This window comes from Amycolatopsis sp. NPDC004747 (assembly GCF_053601335.1).
In genome coordinates this window covers 40,625-59,186 of the sequence record NZ_JBSGBQ010000041.1, presented here as the reverse complement: position 1 = coordinate 59,186, position 18,562 = coordinate 40,625, and the positions used below count along the sequence as shown (strand labels likewise).

20 protein-coding genes are annotated in these 18,562 nt (G+C 70.8%); 10 read left to right on the top strand and 10 right to left on the bottom strand.

The window, feature by feature from the left end; all coding sequences use genetic code 11:
• Positions 1 to 174: 174 nt before the first annotated feature.
• Entirely contained in the window at positions 175 to 1,644 is a 1,470-nt protein-coding gene (locus ACWEGE_RS41140) for a cytochrome ubiquinol oxidase subunit I (RefSeq protein ID WP_449665910.1), read from the bottom strand.
• Between the two features lie 80 nt (positions 1,645 to 1,724).
• A complete protein-coding gene (locus ACWEGE_RS41135; RefSeq protein WP_449665909.1) occupies positions 1,725 to 2,684 on the bottom strand; it encodes a S41 family peptidase in 960 nt (319 codons plus the stop codon).
• Between the two features lie 187 nt (positions 2,685 to 2,871).
• Between ACWEGE_RS41135 and ACWEGE_RS41130 the strand changes: the two genes are divergently transcribed.
• A complete protein-coding gene (locus ACWEGE_RS41130; protein WP_449665937.1) occupies positions 2,872 to 3,459 on the top strand; it encodes a TMEM165/GDT1 family protein in 588 nt (195 codons plus the stop codon).
• A gap of 56 nt (positions 3,460 to 3,515) precedes the next feature.
• On the top strand, positions 3,516 to 4,172 hold the full coding sequence (locus tag ACWEGE_RS41125) for a DUF998 domain-containing protein (protein WP_449665908.1): 657 nt from the start codon (positions 3,516 to 3,518) through the stop codon (positions 4,170 to 4,172).
• Here ACWEGE_RS41125 and ACWEGE_RS41120 read toward each other — a convergent pair.
• Complete coding sequence (locus ACWEGE_RS41120; protein WP_449665907.1) at positions 4,169 to 4,810, bottom strand: IclR family transcriptional regulator; 642 nt, start codon at positions 4,808 to 4,810, stop codon at positions 4,169 to 4,171. The two genes, ACWEGE_RS41125 and ACWEGE_RS41120, sit on opposite strands and share 4 nt — an antisense overlap.
• On the bottom strand, positions 4,807 to 5,661 hold the full coding sequence (locus ACWEGE_RS41115; RefSeq protein ID WP_449665936.1) for a hypothetical protein: 855 nt from the start codon (positions 5,659 to 5,661) through the stop codon (positions 4,807 to 4,809). Before ACWEGE_RS41115 ends, ACWEGE_RS41120 begins: the two co-directional genes overlap by 4 nt.
• 85 nt (positions 5,662 to 5,746) lie before the next feature.
• Here ACWEGE_RS41115 and ACWEGE_RS41110 point away from each other — a divergent pair, with 85 nt between their 5' ends.
• The 3 genes from ACWEGE_RS41110 (at position 5,747) to ACWEGE_RS41100 (ending at position 9,545) form a co-directional block, all read left to right on the top strand.
• The gene (locus ACWEGE_RS41110; protein WP_449665906.1) at positions 5,747 to 6,919 is read left to right on the top strand and encodes a homogentisate 1,2-dioxygenase domain-containing protein; all 1,173 of its coding nucleotides are present in this window, start codon (positions 5,747 to 5,749) and stop codon (positions 6,917 to 6,919) included.
• An 80-nt stretch (positions 6,920 to 6,999) separates the two neighbouring features.
• Positions 7,000 to 8,808 carry a substrate-binding and VWA domain-containing protein gene (locus ACWEGE_RS41105; RefSeq protein WP_449665905.1) on the top strand — a complete coding sequence of 603 codons (1,809 nt, stop codon included), beginning with the start codon at positions 7,000 to 7,002 and terminating at the stop codon, positions 8,806 to 8,808.
• Positions 8,808 to 9,545, top strand: a complete 738-nt coding sequence (locus ACWEGE_RS41100) for a hypothetical protein (protein WP_449665904.1) — start codon at positions 8,808 to 8,810, stop codon at positions 9,543 to 9,545. The genes ACWEGE_RS41105 and ACWEGE_RS41100 overlap by 1 nt, the downstream gene beginning before the upstream one ends.
• Here the strand turns inward: ACWEGE_RS41100 and ACWEGE_RS41095 are convergent.
• A complete protein-coding gene (locus tag ACWEGE_RS41095; RefSeq protein ID WP_449665935.1) occupies positions 9,493 to 10,746 on the bottom strand; it encodes an MFS transporter in 1,254 nt (417 codons plus the stop codon). The two genes, ACWEGE_RS41100 and ACWEGE_RS41095, sit on opposite strands and share 53 nt — an antisense overlap.
• 202 nt (positions 10,747 to 10,948) lie before the next feature.
• Here ACWEGE_RS41095 and ACWEGE_RS41090 point away from each other — a divergent pair, with 202 nt between their 5' ends.
• Positions 10,949 to 11,200, top strand: coding sequence for a hypothetical protein (locus ACWEGE_RS41090; RefSeq protein WP_449665903.1), 252 nt, complete (start codon positions 10,949 to 10,951; stop codon positions 11,198 to 11,200).
• Here the strand turns inward: ACWEGE_RS41090 and ACWEGE_RS41085 are convergent.
• Positions 11,167 to 12,192 (bottom strand): hypothetical protein, encoded by a 1,026-nt coding sequence (locus ACWEGE_RS41085; RefSeq protein ID WP_449665902.1) that lies wholly within the window; start codon positions 12,190 to 12,192, stop codon positions 11,167 to 11,169. The two genes, ACWEGE_RS41090 and ACWEGE_RS41085, sit on opposite strands and share 34 nt — an antisense overlap.
• 150 nt (positions 12,193 to 12,342) lie before the next feature.
• Between ACWEGE_RS41085 and ACWEGE_RS41080 the strand changes: the two genes are divergently transcribed.
• Positions 12,343 to 13,137, top strand: coding sequence for a DUF2470 domain-containing protein (locus tag ACWEGE_RS41080; RefSeq protein ID WP_449665901.1), 795 nt, complete (start codon positions 12,343 to 12,345; stop codon positions 13,135 to 13,137).
• On the opposite strand, the gene ACWEGE_RS41075 is transcribed toward ACWEGE_RS41080, so the two are convergent.
• Positions 13,129 to 13,590, bottom strand: coding sequence for a PPOX class F420-dependent oxidoreductase (locus ACWEGE_RS41075; protein WP_003076947.1), 462 nt, complete (start codon positions 13,588 to 13,590; stop codon positions 13,129 to 13,131). The genes ACWEGE_RS41080 and ACWEGE_RS41075 overlap by 9 nt on opposite strands.
• A gap of 22 nt (positions 13,591 to 13,612) precedes the next feature.
• Between ACWEGE_RS41075 and ACWEGE_RS41070 the strand changes: the two genes are divergently transcribed.
• The 3 genes from ACWEGE_RS41070 to ACWEGE_RS41060 all read left to right on the top strand — a co-directional run bounded on the left by ACWEGE_RS41070 (position 13,613) and on the right by ACWEGE_RS41060 (position 16,357).
• On the top strand, positions 13,613 to 14,425 hold the full coding sequence (locus ACWEGE_RS41070; protein WP_449665900.1) for a CPBP family intramembrane glutamic endopeptidase: 813 nt from the start codon (positions 13,613 to 13,615) through the stop codon (positions 14,423 to 14,425).
• Positions 14,426 to 14,465: 40 nt separating this feature from the next.
• Positions 14,466 to 15,653 (top strand): arginine deiminase, encoded by a 1,188-nt coding sequence (locus tag ACWEGE_RS41065; RefSeq protein WP_449665934.1) that lies wholly within the window; start codon positions 14,466 to 14,468, stop codon positions 15,651 to 15,653.
• A gap of 149 nt (positions 15,654 to 15,802) precedes the next feature.
• Positions 15,803 to 16,357, top strand: a complete 555-nt coding sequence (locus tag ACWEGE_RS41060; protein WP_449665899.1) for a ferritin — start codon at positions 15,803 to 15,805, stop codon at positions 16,355 to 16,357.
• Between the two features lie 81 nt (positions 16,358 to 16,438).
• On the opposite strand, the gene ACWEGE_RS41055 is transcribed toward ACWEGE_RS41060, so the two are convergent.
• The 3 genes from ACWEGE_RS41055 to ACWEGE_RS41045 form a co-directional block, all read right to left on the bottom strand.
• The gene (locus ACWEGE_RS41055; protein WP_449665898.1) at positions 16,439 to 17,263 is read right to left on the bottom strand and encodes a hypothetical protein; all 825 of its coding nucleotides are present in this window, start codon (positions 17,261 to 17,263) and stop codon (positions 16,439 to 16,441) included.
• Positions 17,260 to 17,772, bottom strand: coding sequence for a SigE family RNA polymerase sigma factor (locus ACWEGE_RS41050; protein WP_449665897.1), 513 nt, complete (start codon positions 17,770 to 17,772; stop codon positions 17,260 to 17,262). Before ACWEGE_RS41050 ends, ACWEGE_RS41055 begins: the two co-directional genes overlap by 4 nt.
• Positions 17,773 to 17,982: 210 nt before the next feature.
• Positions 17,983 to 18,336 carry a DUF952 domain-containing protein gene (locus ACWEGE_RS41045; RefSeq protein WP_449665896.1) on the bottom strand — a complete coding sequence of 118 codons (354 nt, stop codon included), beginning with the start codon at positions 18,334 to 18,336 and terminating at the stop codon, positions 17,983 to 17,985.
• Between the last annotated feature and the right edge of the window lie 226 nt (positions 18,337 to 18,562).

The following is an 18,562-nucleotide window of genomic DNA, read 5'->3' as shown; positions in this document are numbered from 1 at the left end:
TGAGTTATCCACAACGGGTCGAGTTGTCCACAGATTTGCTGTGGGTAACCCGCGAGAGTGACCACCCCGATACACTGGGTTCGGGGACGCCCCCCGGGAAGGGCGGGGGCTGCTCTTGAGAAGTCTGGTACTGCTGCACAGCCGCTGAGCTGCGGTTTTGTCATTTCGACCTCCTCAGTACGCGAAGGCGAGCGTGTCGCCCTCGGCCTCGTCGGAGTCCTTCTTCGGAGGCATCACCGCGTCGACGCCGCCGCGGATGTACTTGCGCATCAGGTACAGCTCCACCACGCCGAGGGCGGCATACACCGTGGTCAGGGCGATCAGGGAGGTCCAGACCTCGCCCGTCGTGAGGCGGGAAACAGCCTGGGCGGTGAACATCCACACGCCGTCCACGCCGGTCGGGTTGGGCGCCACCACGAACGGCTGACGGCCCATCTCCGTGAAGATCCAGCCCGCGCTGTTGCCAAGGAACGGCGTCGCGATGCCTCCCAGCACCAGCCAGGGGAACCAGCGGCTGCCCGGGATGCGGCCGCGGCGGGTCAGCCACAGGGCCAGGAGGCCGATGCCCGCCGAGACCGCGCCGAAGCCGATCATCATGCGGAAGCCCCAGTACGTCACCGGCAGGTTCGGCACGTAGTCGATCGGCTTGCCCGCCAGCGAACCCAGGGCCGGGTCGTCCGGGTAGTTCGTGCCGTACTTCGCCTGGTACTCCGTGACCAGGTTCTCCACGCCCTTGACCTCGGTGGTGAAGTCGTTGTGCGCCAGGAACGACAGCAGCGCGGGCACGTTGAACGTCTTCACGTCCTCGCAGTTCGCGCCCGAGACGTCGCCGATCGCGATGATCGAGAAGCTCGCCGGCTTTTCCGTGTGGCACAGCGCTTCCGCCGACGCCATCTTCATCGGCTGCTGCTCGAACATCAGCTTGCCCTGCGTGTCACCCGTGATCGCCAGGACCGCGAACGCCGCCACGCCGACCCAGCCGCCGAGCCGCAGCGACGAGCGCCAGACGTCTTCATGAGCACGCTTGCGCCACAGGTGCCAGCCCGCGACACCGACGAGGAACGCCGCCGCCACCGAGAACGCGCCGGCCAGGGTGTGCGGGATCGCGGCCAGTGCCGTGTTGTTCGTCAGCACCGCCCAGATCGAGTTCATGGTCGGCTTGCCGTTCTCGAACGTCACGCCCACCGGGTGCTGCATCCACGAGTTCGCGGCCAGGATGAAGTACGCCGAAGCCATCGTGGCCAGCGAAAACGCCCACGCGCACGCCAGGTGCACCTTCTTGGGCAGCCGGTCCCAGCCGAAGATCCACAGGCCGAGGAACGTCGACTCGACGAAGAACGCGACGAGCCCTTCCATCGCCAGCGGCGCGCCGAAGACGTCGCCGACGAAGCGGGAGTACGCGCTCCAGTTCATCCCGAACTGGAACTCCTGCACGATCCCGGTCACCACGCCCATGGCGAAGTTGACCAGCAGCAGCTTGCCCCAGAACTTGGTCATCTTCAGGTGCCGCAGCTCGCCGGTGCGGACCCAAGCGGTCTGCATCGCCGCGACCAGGATCGACAGCCCGATGGTCAGCGGGACCATCAGGAAGTGGTAGACGGTGGTGATGCCGAACTGCCACCGCGCTAGCTCAAGGACCTCCACGTGGTCCAGCCTGCCCCCCGGCCCGGGGGACCAGCCAGATCAACTGGTCCCGTCCGGGCCAGGACCAACGTCCCGGGTGACTACAGCTGGTCGAGCGCCTTCCGCGCCTCCTCGGCCACGACCCGCCGCGGGCCCGCGTCCCCCAGCTCGAGGACGTGCCGCAGCGCCAGCGCGTACGCGGTGTCGAACGCCTTGTCCGCGTCGACCGCGATGTCCGGCGTCACGCCGACGCCCTCCCAGTTCTCCCCCGTTTCCGGGTCGTACGAGCGGGCGATCGGCACGGTCACGTCCAGGTAGGTGTCCACTTTGTACCGGTCGCAGGGGTGCGCGCCGCCCCGCGTCACTTCGCCGACGGTCTTCGCGCGGCCCTGCCGCTGCAGCGAGAAGGCCAGGTCCTCGCCACCGGAGAACGTCACCGGACCGGTGAGCACCCAGATCGGCTTGGTCCCGCCGACCTTCGGCCCCGGGACGTACGGCAGCGTCCACATCTGGGTCACGCGATCGCCGTCGCGCTCGTAGAAGTCGAGGTAGTGGGTCCGCTCGTCGACGAGGTAGCTCTGCAGGAACGCGCTGGTCTCCGGATCGCCGCCGCGGTTGCGCCGGACGTCGATCAGCAGCGCGTCGGCCGGCGCGACCAGCGTCATCGCCGCCGAGAAGGCCGGGGCCGCGAGGTCGATCGGGTAGAACATGGTCGTGTCGAGGTAGCCGACGTTGCCCGGCAGCCGGCGCACCGCCGCGACGCCGAAGTTCTCCAGCTCGCCCGCGCGCCGGAAGTCCTCGGACGCGTGCTCCGCGTCACCGTCGACGGCGACGGGGTCGAGGTGGTGACGCAGCCGCAGGTGCTTGTCGTCGTTCACCGACTGGAGGTCGGTGGTGACGGCCGTCGCCAATTCCGCCTCGCCGAGGTCCGCGTACGCGCCTTCGTCCAGGCGTGTGCGAAGCACCTTCGCGACCTTCGCGGCGACGTCCGGGAAGACGTAGTGCGCCTCCAGCCGGCGGATGACCTCTTCTACCTGCGCAGCACGCGCCAGTGACCCCATGCCGGTGAACCTACCGCAGGCCACAACCGGAAATTCGGTGCACCGAAGAAAATTGTGTGCCACCCCGAGGTGTCAAATTCATGGCCGCCGATCAGTCAAATTCGCACCAGCCATCAGCTTGCGGTTTTACTGAACGCCCCTTTATCGTTGCAGTGAAAGGGGCGAAAGAAATCTCATGACTGCCGCGATGGTGGCGCTGATCAGCGCGTTCGGCCTGGTCCTCGCCGTGGAACTGCCGGACAAGACGCTCGTCGCAACCCTGGTGCTGACCACCCGTTTCCGCGGCTGGCCGGTTTTCGCCGGGGTGTGCGCCGCGTTCGCCGTGCAATGTGTCATCGCGGTCGCGTTCGGCAGCGTGTTGACGTTGTTACCGGACGTCGTTCTTTCGCTGGTGGTCGCCGCGATGTTCGGCGTCGGCTCTTTCATGCTCCTCCGCGAGGGATTCAGCGAAGCCGACGAAGCAGGCGAAGACGCTTCGCGCACCGGCCCGTCGCCGGCGTCCTTCACGCGCTCGGCGATGACGTCGTTCGGCGTGCTCTTCGCCGCAGAGTGGGGCGACGCCTCGCAGCTCGCGACAGCCAGCCTCGCCGCCCGCATCGGCAACCCGTTCGCCGTCGGCGTCGGCGCCTTCACCGCGCTCGTCGTGGTCGCCGGGCTGGCCGTGTTCATCGGCGCGAAGATCCGCAGCCGGATCCGGCCGAAGCTGATCCAGCGCTGCGCCGGGTTCGCCTTTGCCGGGTTCGCCGCGTTCGCCCTGGTCCAGCTCGCCTTCTGACGACTGCCTCACAGGTTCACCCGGTAACCTTTCGGAAACGAAAGGGGGAGCACCAGGTGAACTCGCACGCCGTCTCGCCGCTGCACGGCCGGGTCGCGCTCGGCGGCATCGGCGTCGCCGTGGCCATCTCGATCGACCTGCACCTGCGGCTGTCGGGCCAGGTCAGCCCGATCTGGCAGACGCTGTCGGAGTACGTCTACGGCAGGCTCGGCACGTCCTCGGCCGCTCCCCTGTTCAGCGTCATGTGCCTGGCGCTGTCCCTCGGCTCGGTGGCACTGCTCGCCGGCATCGCGAAGGCCCACCGCCCGGGCACCACCGCGGTTTGCCTGCTGCTCGGGGTGTGGTCGGCCGGGCTCCTGGTGTGCGGGCTCGTTCCCGTCGACCCGGACGGACAGGCGCGCTCGCTCGCCGGGCAGGTGCACAACATCGCCGCCCTGACGGCGTTCATCGCGCTCCCCGCCGCCGCGTTGGTGCTGACGAAGAAGGGCCGCGAGCGCTGCCCGTGGGAGCCGCGCCGGACGACCATCCGGCGCCTGGCCACGGCGAGTTTCGCCAGCGTCGGCGTGGTGCTCGCCGGCTTCGTACTGACGCTCGTCCTCGGCCCGGCCCAGCAGGACGTCACGCTGGGCCTGTTCGAACGCCTGCTGTTCACCGTCGACGTCGCCCTGCTGCTGACGATGGTCCGGCCGCTGGTCGCGGTCTCGCGGCCCTAGCCGTCCGTCTTCAGGATTTCGGCGAGCCGGGTGGCGGCCGCGACGACCTGGGGGCCCACCTCGGCCGCCTTCAGCGGCTCCATCGAGACGACGCCGACGCTCGCCCGCAGGCCCGGCACCCCGCGCACCGGCGCCGCGACGCCGGACGCGCCCGCCTCGAGCTCGCCCGTCGACGTCACCCAGCCGTCGCCGCCCGGCCGCAGGCTCATCGCCTTGCCGGCCGCGCCGGCATTGAGCGAGTGCCGGCTGCCCACCCGGTAAGCGACGTGGAAGTTGGTCCACGACGGCTCCACGACGGCCACCGCAAGCGCTTGCGTCCCCTGCGCGACCGACAGGTGCGCAGTCGCGCCGACCTTCTCGGCCAGCTCGCGCAGCACCGGGCCGGCCGCGTCCCGCAGCTGCGGGAGCACCTGCCCGGCCAGCCGGAGCAGCCCGACGCCGAGCCGGACCTTCGTGCCGTCGCGCCAGACCAGCCCGCGCTCGGACAGCGGCACGAGCAGCCGGTAGACCGCCGCGCGGCTGGCGCCGATGGCCACGGCCAGCTCGGAGATGGTCGCCGCGTCGCCACCGGCGTCGGCCACTGCCTGCAGCAGCGCCAAGCCACGGTCGAGCGTCAGCGACCCCTCCCGGCTGGTCACAGCAAGCCGAGTTCGCCCAGGTCGGCGACCGGCTCCTCGAACGTCGCCGCCGCGTAGGACGCGAAGAGCGCTCGCACGGCCTTCGCGGCCGGCTCGGACAGCGCCCGGGCCTCCTCGGCGAGCGCCTGGGCGTCCGTCGACTCCAGGGCCCCCCGGACGTCACCGCCGGCGAGACTGCGCGCGGAGGCCACGAGCAGGTTCAGGAAGCCGTGGTGCACGAACCCGGTGTCCGGGTCGGTGTGCCGGACCGCGCGGTGCAGGCTGTTGGTCGCCTTGAACGACGCCCCGGCGGACCCGCTGACGACGGCGAGGAAGTCCGCCACCTCGTCGACGCTGGGGAAGTTTTCGCCCGCCTGCCCGCCGCAGCGGATCTTCGGCCAGCTGCCGTGCTCGATCACCTTCCGGACGCCGTCGAGCCAGCCGACGCCGCGCCGTGGCTCGACCACCCGGATGACGTCCTCGGGGACGAACTCCGAGACGCGCTCCAGCCACACCTCGTCGACGTCCGACGGCGCCGGCATCTCGACCATCCGCAGCGCCAGCAGCTCACTGCGCGATTCGACGATCGAGATGGCCTTCGGGACGCCGCCGAGGCCGGTGTCGATGATCAGCGAAAGCGGCAGCGGCTGCTTCGGCTTGATCTTGATCAGCTCGGTGATCAGCTCCGGCAGCCGGGACGCCTGGCAGAGGAAAACCCCCAGTACACCGGCGTGTTCGGACTCCCGGCTGGCGAAGTGCGCGCGCAGCGCTTCGGGCATGGCCGCATCGCCCGGAGGGAACAGCGCCGAGTCGTCGACGAGCCTCGCGAACAGGGGAGGAATTCCACGGGGGCCGGGGGGCGTGAGTTCCACAGCGCTTGACACGACTGACACGCTAGTAGCGTACGACATCAGGACAAAATCGTTCGCACAACGAACACGTCAGAAGGGGACGTCGATGCCTTACTACCGGCGAGTAGGCGAGCTTCCGCACAAGCGGCACACCGCGTTCCGGAAGCCGGACGGCGGCCTCTACGCCGAAGAGCTGATGGGCGTCGAGGGCTTCTCCGCGGACTCCGCGCTGCTCTACCACCGCGGCCTGCCGACGGCGATCGTCGACGCCGTCGCGGTCGAGGAAGACCGCGGGTCGCTCACCCCGAACCACCCGCTCAAGCCACGCGCCTTCCAGACCCGCGACCTCAAGTTCGGCGGCGAGGCGGACGCGGTGACCGACCGGCGACGGCTGTTCGGCAACAACGACGTCACCATCGGGTTCGTCACGGCGACCACGCCCAGCCCGCTGTACCGCAACGCGGCCGGCGACGAGCTGTTCTACGTCCACGGCGGCTCAGCGACCTTCGAGACGATCTACGGCCGCCTGGAGGTCGGCGACGGCGACTACGTCGTGATCCCGACGTCGTGCACCTACCGGGTCGTCCCCCACGGCGAGGTCAACCTCTTCACGCTGGAGGCGCGCGGCCACATCGGGCCGCCGAAGCGCTACCTGTCGGCGAAGGGCCAGTTCCTGGAGCACTCGCCGTACTGCGAGCGCGACATCCGCGGACCGGAGGAGCCGCTGCTGGAGGACGGTGAGGACGTCGAGGTGCTCGTGCGGCACCGCGCCGGGCTGACCCGCTACACCTACGCGACGCACCCGTTCGACGTCGTCGGCTGGGACGGTTGCCTGTACCCGTGGGTGTTCAACATCGACGACTTCGAGCCGATCACCGGCCGCGTGCACCAGCCGCCGCCCGTGCACCAGACGTTCGAGGGCCCGAACTTCGTCGTCTGCTCCTTCTGCCCGCGGAAGGTCGACTACCACGAGGGCGCGATCCCGGTGCCGTACAACCACGCGAACGTCGATTCCGACGAGCTGATGTTCTACGTGCGCGGCAACTACGAGGCCCGGAAGGGCTCGGGGATCGGCATCGGCTCGCTCTCGCTGCACCCGTCCGGCTTCACGCACGGCCCGCAGCCGGGCGCGGCGGAGGCGTCGATCGGCGCGGAGTTCTTCGACGAGACCGCCGTCATGGTCGACACGTTCGCCCCGCTGGAGCTCGGCGAAGCCGCCGACGCCTCGGAAGACCCCGGCTACGCGTGGACGTGGTCGCGCCGCGGCCCTAAGTCATAGTCAAGTTTCGGAAATACCGTCCCATCCCCGTTCCGGCGCCCGGATAATGAACTTCCGGGTGGCGGAACGGGGAGGATTCGATGATCAATTCCCAACCAGCGCGACGCAGAGGAAAAGCTCTCCCGTTCTTGGCCGCGATCGTGGTCGCCATCGCCTTGATCATCGGCATCCGGTACTGGACCAGCGGCTCGAGCGACGAGGCCGACGCGCCGAAATGTTCGGGCGCGGACGCGATCGCGCTCAACATCGCTTCTTCACCGGAGAAGGCCGGAATCGTCCAGGAGGCCGCGAAGGCCTACTCCGGACGGTCGGTCGCCGGCCATTGCGTCGACGTGGTCGTGAAATCCAAGTCTTCGGGCGTGGCGATGCAGGCGCTGGCGAACGGCTGGAACGAGGCCACCGACGGGCCGCGCCCGGACGTCTGGACGCCGGCCGCGAGCGGCTGGGTCAACCTCCTGCGCGTCAACGCTAAGGGCGACACCGCCTCGATCGTGCCGGACGGCGACCCGCCGTCGGTCGCGAACGCGCCGCTGGTCGTCGCGATGCCCAAGCCGATGGCCGAGGCGCTCGGCTGGCCCGGCAAGGCGATCGGCTGGAAGGACCTCGCCGGGCTGGCCACCGACCCGGCGGGCTGGGCGAAGTACGGCCACCCCGAGTGGGGGAAGTTCCGGCTCGGCAAGACGAACCCGAACATCTCGACGTCGGGCCTGAACGCGACGATCGGTGCCTACTACGCCGCCACCGGCACGTCGTCCGACCTCACCGCGGCCGCGCTCGACAAGCCGGACGCGAAGCAGTTCGTCACGAACATCGAGCAGGCGATCGTGCACTACGGCGACACCACGCTCACCTTCCTGACCAACCTGCAGAAGGCCGACGACAAGGGCGCGGCGCTGTCGTACATCTCGGCGGTCACCGTCGAGGAGAACTCGCTGATCGGCTACAACCAGGGCAACCCGACGAACGACCCGGCCAAGGTCGGGCAGCACGGGCCGCCGAGGGTGCCGTTGGTGGCGATCTACCCGGGCGACGGGACGCTGAACTCCGACCACCCGTTCGTCACGCTGAACTGGGCGGACGCGACGCGCAAGCAGGTCGCCGCGGACTTCCTGGGGTACCTGCGCCAGGACGAGACGCAGGCGAAGTTCGCCGCGCTCGGCTTCCGGTCGTTCGACGGCAAGCCCGGCCCGCAGGCGACCACCGCCAACGGCGTCCAGCCGGACGCGAAGATCACCTTCCTGCGCCCGCCGTCGCCGCCGGTGCTGTCCAAGCTGCTGGCCTCCTGGACCGACCTGCGCAAGAAGGCGAACGTGCTGCTCGTCGTCGACGTCTCGGGCTCGATGGGTGACGAGGTGAAGGGCACCGGCAAGAGCAAGATCGACCTCGCGAAGCAGGCCGCGATCGACTCGCTCGGCCAGTTCGTGCCGCGCGACCAGGTCGGGCTCTGGCAGTTCTCGACCCACCTCGACGGCGACAAGGACTACCAGGAACTGTTGCCGGTGCAGGCGCTCGGCACCAGCGGCAAGGAGACACTGGCGATGCGGCTGAGCGGACTGACACCGCAGTCCGGCACCGGGCTGTACGACTCGTCGCTGGCCGCCTACCAGTACATGAACACGCACCTCGACCCGGCGGCGATCAACGCGGTCGTGGTGCTCACCGACGGCCGCAACGAGGACTCCGGCGGCGTCGACATCGACCACCTGCTGCCGCAGCTGCGGCCGGAGGGCAACGCGGAGACGGTCCGCCTGTTCACGATCGCCTACGGCTCGGACGCCGACCAGGGCGTGCTGAAGCAGATCGCGGAGGCGACGGCGGGTTCGGAGTACGATTCGTCCAAACCGGACTCGATCAACCAGGTGTTCACCTCCGTGATTTCCAACTTCTGATGAAGTTCGCCCGTGAGCTCGCCGAACCGTGGGGGCTGCTGCTCGCCGCCACGTCGGCCGGGGTGGCGTGGGCCGTGCAGCTGCCGGTCGTCGCCGCCGTCGGGGTGGGCGTGGCGGTGCTCGCCGCGCGGGCGGGCGTGGCTGTGGCAACCCGCGAGAAGGCGCCTCAGCCGCGGGAAGCCCGGGTGCTGGACGTCGCGCCCGGTTCGGCCGAGGAGAGCTGGCTGCGCCGGGCGTCGGCCGCGGCGGACGGCTTCGCCTCGCTCAGCGCGTCACTGGCCGCCGGCCCGCTCGCCGAGCGCGTCGCGGACATGGAACCGGTGGTCGAGGAGACGCTCTCGACGCTCAGCCGCCTGGCCGGCCGCGCGTCGGCGACCGGTCAGGCGCTGGCCAGGGTCGATCCGGACGCCGTCGCGCACGAACGACGTCGCCTGCAGCGCGAGTTGCGCACGGCGAACCCGGACGTCCGCGGCGATCTCGAGCAGGCGCTGACGGCGGTCCAGGCACAGGCGGACGTGCACCGGCGGTTGTCCGGTGCCCGCGACAAGCTGCTGGCGCAGCTCCAGTCCGGCGCGCTCGGCCTGGACAGCCTGGTGGCGAGGGTGGCCGAGCTGACGGCGGCGACCACGGACGTCGCCGTGGACACCGGAGCGGTGCGCGAGCTGAGCGACCAGCTGGAGGGCATCAGGCAGGGCGTGCTGGAGACCGAGCAGGCGACGCGGAAGTCGCTGGGTTAGGCGGCTTCCGGTCACGTCGAGGCAGCAGCAACGGCGTCGCCAGCACGAGGATCCCGGCGATCCCGATGGCCGTGCGCGGCCCGGTGATACCGGCGAGCAGCCCCCAGAGCGCGGTCAGCGTGGCGATCGCCGCCTTGGTGCTGATCGACCAGGCCGACAGCGTCCGCGCGACCCGGTCCGCCGGGAGCTGTTCGAGCCGGTAGGTCGCGAGCACCGGGTTGAACACGCTGCAGCTGACGATCAGGCCGAGTTCGACAGCCATGACGTACACCAGCCCGCCGGTGCCGGCCGGGACGAAGGCCAAGGCGACCAGCCAGCACGCCCGGAGCGCGCCGGCGGTGACCAGGACCGGGTGCCGCCCGAACTTCGCGACCAGCCGCGGGGTCAGCCGCGACCCGGCGAGCCCGCCGAGGCACGGGACGGCGAACGCGAGCCCGTACTGCCACGGCGGGAACCCGAGCCGGCCCAGCATCAGCACGGCGAGCAGGGAGTCGGCGCCCATGACCAGGCCGTTGAACACCATGGTGTTGAGCAGCAGCGGCCGCAGTCCCGGGTGCGCCAGCAGGAAGCGCCAGCCGTCGGCGAGGTCACGCACGCGCAGCCGGGTGGCGGTGCGCGGGCGCGGCTCGCCGCCGCCGATCGCGCGGATCCCGAGCGCGGAGAGCAGGAAGCTGACGGCGTTGGCGACCACCGACGTCACCGGCCCGAACAGCGCGAACGCCGCCCCGCCGAGCGGCGGCCCGAGCGCGGTGGCGGTCCAGTTCGTCGACTCGAACCGGCCGTTCGCGACGAGCAGGTCTTCGGGCGGCACCAGGCCCTTGAGGAAGGCACCGCTCGCGGAGGTGAAGGTGATGTCCGCCGCGGCGACGACCACGGAGACCACGAGCAGCTGGGCAAAGCTCAGCAGGCCGAGTGCGTAGGCGGCGGGCACGCTGACCAGCGCGGCGAACCGGACGAGGTCCATGGCGATCATCACCGGCCGCTTCCGGCGGTGGTCGACCCACGGGCCGAGCGGCAGGGCCACCAGCGCACCGACGGCGGGCCCGATCGCGGCCAGCGCCGAGACGGCCGTCGGCCCGGCGTGCAGGACCAGGATCGCGAGCATGGGGAAGGCCCCGAAGCCGAGCCACGTCCCGAACGCGCTCACGGCGTAAGCCGACCAGAGCCACCTGAACCGCGGTCCGAGCGACCGCCCGCGCATCACGCCGCAGATCAAAGCGGGCAACGGCCGCGCGGGGCAACCGACATGCCGCGGAGAAGCTGCCCCACCGTGGTGCGACCCGATGGCCTGCCACACGCTCGCGTGCTGCTCTTGGCCGAGCGGCGAGCGCTGGCGTCGGTGTGCGGTGGGCCGCTGCGGGTCGACGTCATCGGGCGGCGGTTGTGACCTCGATGCGCGGTGGGTGCTCGACGAACCGATCCAGCTGCCGTGCGGCCCCGCGCATCCGCTGGCCGAAGCGCCTTCGGTGGCCCCGGCCGAGCTCGCCGGACACCGGATCCGGCTGCCCGGCGTCGTGCCCGGGACCGAGTGGGGCGCCTACTACGCCGAGTTCGCGGCCCTGCGGCGGCACCTCGCGAAGAACGAACCCGCCGCCGGGGCGTGGCGGCCGGGCTGGGCCGCTCAGCCGAGCCAGACCGTGCCCAGCACCGGGTAGCCCGGCACGCCCGCCGTCGCTCCGCCGGGCCGCGGGACGCCCGCTATCCACAGCCGGCCGGTGGCTGCGACGTTCGCCGCCATCGAGGGGTCGGCCGTGGGCATGCGGAAGCCCACCACCGTTCCGTCCGCGAGCATCGTCAAGCCGCTCAGCCGGGCGCCGCGGGGTCCCATGCGGACCGGGCCGTCCAGCACCGCGCGCAGCTCCGTCCAGTGGTCCGCCGGGAGGGGGCGGTGGTAGGCGACCGAACGGGCCGCCGCCGCCAGCGCGGTCAGCAGGGCCGCGCCCGCGAGCGTCCAGGTGAGCCAGCCCGTGGCCGGGAAGCCGAGCCGGACCCAGCCCGCGAACCCGGCCAAGACCAGCAGGAACGCGGCCAGTGCGCGGTGGTCGCGGGCGATGCGGCGCCGGTGGGCGCCCAGCACCGGGTCGAGCCGCGGCGAATACCCGCCGGCCGCCGGCGACACCGCTGTCGCGCCCGCCGGCGGTGCGTCGGAGATCCGGGCGCGGCGGACCCGCATCACGCCGGGGAAGCCGACGAACACCTTGGGGCCGCGGCCGAGCAGCCACACCCGCCGGTGCGTGGCCAGCAGCAGCCGGTAGGGCTCGTCGAGCCGGACCCGCAGCCACCGGCCGTCGAGCAGCCGCACCCCGACCGACCGGCCGGCGGCGACCAGACCGCCGTCGGCGATGTCCACCTGGCGGAAGGCCTCGCGTTTGAGCCGGGTCTCCGGCACCCGGACGTAGGCGCGGTACCGCCACCACGCCTCGACCGAGCCCACCAGCGCGAGGATGCCGATCGGCAGCGCCACCCCGGCTCCGGTGAAGAACTGGGCGACCCCGAAGGCCAGGAGGAACCAGGACAGCAGCCGCTGGTTGGCGGCGTTGCGGCGGAGGCGGTCGAGGTACTCGCCGAAGATCGGCAGGGCGCCGGAGGGCATGGCAGGGTCGAGTTCGAAAGCGCGGACGCGCTTGGGGACCGGGACGATCGGCACGCGGAACCCCCATGGGGTCGGGTTGTCACCCCCTTTTCGGCAAAGTGGGCACCGGCGTTACCGGATGCGCCGGTGAACGGAAACGAGGTGCCATCCCGACTACCCAGACCGTCGAATTCAGGTTAGGCTCACCTAAGTAGGAGGTGAGCCGTGACCGAGGCACCCACATCCGTCCGCCGCCCGCCGGCGCCGAACCCCGCCGAGCGCGCCAAGACGATCGCGACCCGCAACGGCCCCGCGTCGTTGCTGCCCACCTGCGATCGCACCGAGCTGGACGGCGAGCGCGTCGTGCCCGTCCTGCACCACGTGCACCACAGCGGCAGCGTCAGCGTGCTGCTGCCCGACGACCACCCGATGGTCCACGCGGCGAAGCAGACGCAGCGCGGCGAGCTGGCCGTGATGGTCGAGCTCGCCGACCAGGCCCCGGTCGACCTGCGGGAACCGATCCGCGGGCTGCTGTGGATCACCGGTTGGCTGCGGCCGCTGTCCCCGGTTTCGGCCCGCGCGCGGGCGGTGGCGATCGCCGAGTCGCGGCCGGACGAGCGGCTCCTCGACGTCGGCCACGGCGTCACGCTGCTGCGGCTGACGCCCGCTTCGCTCGTGCTCGCCGACGCCGAAGGCACGCACTCGCTGCGCCCGCACGTGTTCAGTGCCGCCCCGCCCGACCCGTTCCACGACTACGAGGCCCAGTGGCTGCGGCACCTCGAGAGCGACCACTCCGACGTGGTCGAGCAGCTGGCGAAGCACCTGCCGGCGGGGCTGCGCGGCGGCCGGATCCGCCCGCTCGGGCTCGACCGGTTCGGGCTGCGGCTGCGCGTCGAGTCCGACGAGGGCGACCACGACGTGCGGCTGGCGTTCTCGAAGTCCGTCGACAGCCCGGCGCAGCTCGCGTCGGAGCTGCGCCGGCTGGTCGGCTGCCCGTTCCTGCGCGGGCGGTCAGGCTAGTTCGGCGGGGAAGCCACCCTTCGCGATCGGCCCCCAGCTCTCGATCGTGACGCGGATGATGCTCTTGCCCTGCTTGACCATGGCCTCGCGGTATTCGTCCCAGTCCGGGTGTTCGCCGGAAATGGCGCGGAAGTACTCCACGAGCGGCTCGACCGAATCCGGGATGTCCAGCACCTCGGCGGTGCCGTTCAGCTGCACCCACTGGTCGTTCCACTCGTCGGACAGGATGCAGGCGGAGACCTTCGGGTTGCGCTTGACGTTCACGACCTTCGCGCGCTTCGGGTAGGTCGAGACGACCAGCCTGCCCTCGGCGTCGACGCCGCACGTGACCGGCGAGAGCTGCGGGCCGCCGTCGGCCTTCGTGGTGAGCAGGATCGCGCGGTGGCGGGTCGACAGGAATTCGACCAGCGCGGCGCGGTCGACGGTTTCGTTGGTGGCGATGCTCCTCGGCATACCCCGAAGGTAGCGTGCGGTCATGACGTTCACCGCGCGATCGTGGCTGGCGCCGGACCGCCCCGAGTTCCCCGCCACGGTCGAGGACCCGGCCGAGCGCCGGGCGATCAAGCTCGAGCTGCTGATCGTCTTCGGCATCACGCTCGGCCTGTCCGGGGTGCGCAGCCTGTTGTCCCTTGTGGACTCGCTGCTGCGGCCGGTGCCGCTGGCCCAGCAGCAGGTGCAGCTGAACGTCCCGCAGGCGGCGGCGAGCCTGATCGACCTGCTCAAGCAGCTGCTGTCGGCGGCACAGCTGGTCGGCTGGGGTGCGCTCGGGCTGTACCTGCTGTGGCGCGCGGGCATCAAGATCAGCCGGCTGGGGCTGGACCGCCGGTCGGCGGGCTACGACACGCTCCTGACGCTCGGACTGGCCGCGGCGATCGGAATCCCCGGCCTCGCGCTCTACTTCGTCTCCTACCACCTCGGGTTCAGCCTGGCGGTGCAACCGTCCACTTTGGGCGATACGTGGTGGCGGCCGATCACGCTCACGCTGTCGGCGTTCGGCAACGCCTTCGCCGAGGAAGTCCTGGTGATCGGCTACCTGCTGACGCGGCTGCGGCAGCTCGGCGTCCGGGAGAACACCGCCTTGTTCGGCGCCGCGGTGCTGCGCGGGTCGTACCACCTCTACCAGGGGTTCGGCGGGTTCGTCGGGAACTTCCTCATGGGCCTGGTGTTCGGCAGGCTGTGGCAGAAGACCAACCGGCTGTGGCCGCTGGTCGCCGCGCACACGCTGTTCGACTTCGTGTCGTTCGTCGGATACTCGCTGCTCAAGGGTCACGTTTCCTGGCTACCCTGACTAGGCTTCGGGGGTGATCGACGAAACGGCACCTCCCCGGGTGGACAGCGAAGTCGGACCCCTGCGCGCGGTGCTGCTGCACCGGCCCGGCAACGAGCTCAAAAGGCTGACGCCCCGCAACAACGACCAGCTCCTGTTCGACTCCATCCCGTGGGTCGACCGGGCCCAGGACGAGCACGACGCGTTCGCCGAGGTGCTGCGCGGCCGCGGCGTGAGCGTCCTGCTGCTGGCCGACGCGCTCCGGACGGCCCTGGAGGACGACCGGGCCCACGCGGCGGGCGTGCACGCGGCGGTCGACGACCGGCGGCTCGGCGGCGACCTGGCCGACTCGCTGCGTTCCCACCTTTCGGGCGTGGACGCGGCGGGCCTCGCCGAGGTGCTGATGGCGGGGATGACGTTCGAGGAGCTGCCGTCCGCGGAGGGCGCGTCGCTGGTGCGGATGATGAACCATCCGCACGACTTCGCCGTCGACCCGCTGCCGAACCTGCTGTTCACCCGCGACTCGTCGGTGTGGATCGCCGACCGGGTGGCGATTTCGTCGCTGAACATGCCCGCGCGCCGCCGCGAGACCGCGGTGCTCGACCTGATCTACGCTTACCACCCGCAGTTCCGCCACGCCGCCCGTGCGTACGGCGCCCATTCGGCGCCGATCGAGGGCGGCGACGTGATGCTGCTGGCGCCGGGCGTGCTCGCCATCGGCGTCGGCGAGCGGACGACGGCGGCCGGCGCGGAGTCGCTCGCGCGGTCGGTGTTCGCCGACGGCATCGCGCACACCGTGCTGGCGGTGCCGATCGAGCAGTCCCGCGCGACCATGCACCTGGACACGGTGTGCACGATGGTCGACGCCGACGCGGTGGTGATGTACCCGCTCGCGCGCGACTCGCTGACGGCGTTCACGCTGCGCCCGACCGGCGACGGCGGGGTGAAGGTCGCCGGCCCGGCGCCGTTCCTGGTGGCCGCGGCCGAAGCGATGGAGATCGACCGGCTGCGCGTCATCGACACCGGACTGGACCCGGTGACGGCCGAACGCGAGCAGTGGGACGACGGCAACAACACGCTCGCACTGGCGCCCGGCGTGGTCGTCGGCTACGAGCGGAACGTCGAGACGAACGAGCGGCTGGAGGCGGCCGGCATCGAGGTGCTGCCGATCGCCGGCTCGGAGCTGGGATCCGGCCGGGGCGGGCCGCGGTGCATGTCCTGCCCGATCCGCCGCGATCCCCTGCGCTGAAATGAAGCAAGCCTTCCCTAAATGCGCGCAGCAATTTAGGGAAGGCTTACTTAAATAAGGTTAGTCTTCTTAGGAATGGTAACCCTAATAGGGGGCAGATCACCAGTCCCGAGTGGCTTTCCCGCGAAACTTGATCTATTCTGATCTCCATGGCCCTCATCAAGAATAAAGAGCCGCGCTCGAAGTTCTACGAACTGCTGCAGGCGCAGATCCACAACGAGTTCAACGCGTCCCAGCAGTACATCGCGCTCGCGGTGTGGTTCGACGCCGAGGACCTTCCGCAGCTGGCGAAGCACTTCTACAAGCAGTCCGTCGAGGAGCGCAACCACGCGATGGCGCTCGTGCAGTACATGCTCGACCGCGATCACCACGTCGAAATCCCCGGCACCGGGGAGGTGCGCAACGACTTCTCCGGCGTCACCGAGCTCATCGAGCTCGCGCTCGAGCAGGAGAAGGAGGTCGCGGCCGACATCTCCGCGATGGCGAAGGCTGCCCGCGCCGAAGAGGACTACATCAGCGAGCAGTTCACGCAGTGGTTCCTCAAGGAACAGGTCGAAGAGATCTCGCAGATGAACACGCTGCTGAACGTCGTCAAGCGGGCGAACGGCAACCTGTTCGAGGTCGAGAACCACCTGTACCGCGAGTCCGTCGGCGACGGCGGCACCGACTCGCAGATGCCGCCGGTGGCCGGCGGCGCGCTCTGACGCGTTCGCAACGCCTCCGCCGCGGTGGCGGCGAATCGGAAACCCGGGCTCTCCCCCTGCGGACAGCCCGGGTTTCCGCGTTCAGCCGGCGCAGTCCTGGGTGGCGCTCGTCAGGCTCGTCTGCACGACCCCGGTCTCGTCGAGCCGGAAGCGGTATTCGGCCGCGGCCCCGGCCGGGGCGACGACGCTGCCGGCTTCGGCCTTGGCCGCGGGGTAGGCGGCGAGGATCTGGTCCTTCGTCGACCCGGCGCCGATGCCCTCGGCGGTGTGCGCGGCCACGTCCGGCGTGACGGCGATGAGCCCGGCCGCCTTCGAAATGACGATGCTCGCGGGCGCGGGGAGCCCGCTGCCCTGTGCTTTGTAGACGGTGCAGCCGGCCCCGGCCTGCGCGTTGCTGAGCGTGATGGTCTGCGCGGCCACTTCGGCCTCGGTCATGCCGAGCTTGAGCTTGCCGAAGCCGTCGGCCGCGAGCAGCGGCCCGCGGGTCACCTCGGCGAGCGTGGACGGCGACGAGGAGGCCGACGGGCGTCGCGACGGCGACGTCGGCGCTCCCGGCGGCGCGGAAACCTGGATGCTCTGGGTGCCGGTCGGCGCGGGCGTCGACGGCTCCGGCGGCCGGCCCTGCGTGAGGTTTTCGGGGGGTTTGGTGCCGGGCGTGGTGCCGTCGGCGGACATCGCCGCGGTGCCGTCCTCGGTGTGGAGGCGGAACACGGTGAGCCCACCGGCGACGGCGACCACGGCGGCCGCGACCCCGGCCACGGCCTGCACGGTGTGGCGGCGACGGCGACGTCGACGCGCACCCGTGACGATGACCGTGCCGGCGTCGGGCGGCGGGGGCAGGTCCAGCCGCTCGTCGGCGAACAGTGCGCGCAGGCGCTGCTCCAGTTCGTCCTCGGAGATGTTCAACCCGCACCACTCCCTTCGCCTTCGCCGTCGGCCGACTTCAGCTTCATCCGCAACGACGTGATCGCCTTGCTGGCCTGGCTCTTCACGGTGCCTTGGGTGATCCCGAGGGCACCGGCGATCTCCGCTTCCGAGAGACCTTCGTAGTAACGCAGCACCATCACGGCCCGTTGTCTCGGCGGCAGCGTTCGTAACGCACGCCACAGCGGCTCGTGCTCGAACGGGTCGGCCGGCACGTGCGGGCTGGTGTCCGGCAGGTCCGCGACGAGGTTCTCGCGGCGCGTCCGCCGCCAGCGGCTCACGTGCGCGTTCGCCATCGACCGGCGGACGTAGGCCAGCGGGTCGCCGGTCTTCTCGTGGACGTAGGACCAGCGCGAACCGATCTTCTCGAGCACGGTCTGCACCAGGTCCGCGGCGTCGTGCGGGTTGCCGGTGAGCGCGTGGCCGTACCGCAGCAAACCGGGCAGGGTGGCCTGCACGAAGTCGCCGAAGTCGACGAATTCGCCAGCCAACGTGGCGGCCCTCCCTCGGCCTGCGCTGGTCACCCAGGTTTCTCCCCCGGTGAAGACGGGTGCCGCAGCGGTCACCGTATCGCCTCCCATCGGGCTCGGGTAGCCGGAAGCCGGCTCGCTTTCCTCCCCAACACGCATCACAGCCCCCTCAGGTTGCCCGCGTTGCCCGCCGAATTCGTTCTTGGTCGGCCGGGTGACGGTCTGCCCACGTCAGCGGTGGGCGAGTGAGTCGGGCAGCCGGAAACCGCCGCCCTCGGACTCACGGAATTCGTGCACGCCGACGACAGCGGCGTGCGGGATCGGCCCGTAGACGTGCGGGAACCAGATCCCCTCCGGGTGCGGCGGCAGGCCGTCTTCCCAGCGGACCGGCGCATCGACCTTCGCGGGGTCGATCTCGAGCAGCACCAGATCGGTGCGGCCGCGAAACCGGATGTTGGCCGGCAGGGTCGCCGTGCCGAAGTCGGAGCAGTGGATGAACCCGACTTCTTCCAGGGACGGATCCCGGTACTCTCCGCCCTCGCCCACTTCGGCCCACTCGGCCGCCCCACAGATGTGAAGTATCACGCAGAGAATCGTCCCACCGGCACGAACCGGCGGCGGTGTCTCGTGCGCCACATAATGCCTGGTTGAACGCTCATCGAGTGGTGTGGAGGGAGGGTCGCCGAGGCGCTGCCGGGTGGGCGCGGCGCGGGCTGGCGCTGGGCCGCCCGCGGCTTGGTGCGGCTTCGGTGGCCGGGCTACGCAGGGTCGCCGGCCGGTTGCCACCACGTCTCGGCGACCGGTTCGGTCG

Excerpts from the sequence above, each read along its gene's own strand:
- ACWEGE_RS41135 (WP_449665909.1), bottom strand. The coding sequence starts at position 2,684 with ATGGGGTCACTGGCGCGTGCTGCGCAGGTAGAAGAGGTCATCCGCCGG.
- ACWEGE_RS41130 (WP_449665937.1), top strand. The coding sequence starts at position 2,872 with ATGGTGGCGCTGATCAGCGCGTTCGGCCTGGTCCTCGCCGTGGAACTG.
- ACWEGE_RS41110 (WP_449665906.1), top strand. The coding sequence starts at position 5,747 with ATGCCTTACTACCGGCGAGTAGGCGAGCTTCCGCACAAGCGGCACACC.
- ACWEGE_RS41105 (WP_449665905.1), top strand. The coding sequence starts at position 7,000 with ATGATCAATTCCCAACCAGCGCGACGCAGAGGAAAAGCTCTCCCGTTC.
- ACWEGE_RS41100 (WP_449665904.1), top strand. The coding sequence starts at position 8,808 with ATGAAGTTCGCCCGTGAGCTCGCCGAACCGTGGGGGCTGCTGCTCGCC.
- ACWEGE_RS41095 (WP_449665935.1), bottom strand. The coding sequence starts at position 10,746 with ATGCGCGGGCGGTCGCTCGGACCGCGGTTCAGGTGGCTCTGGTCGGCT.
- ACWEGE_RS41075 (WP_003076947.1), bottom strand. The coding sequence starts at position 13,590 with ATGCCGAGGAGCATCGCCACCAACGAAACCGTCGACCGCGCCGCGCTG.
- ACWEGE_RS41070 (WP_449665900.1), top strand. The coding sequence starts at position 13,613 with ATGACGTTCACCGCGCGATCGTGGCTGGCGCCGGACCGCCCCGAGTTC.
- ACWEGE_RS41060 (WP_449665899.1), top strand. The coding sequence starts at position 15,803 with ATGGCCCTCATCAAGAATAAAGAGCCGCGCTCGAAGTTCTACGAACTG.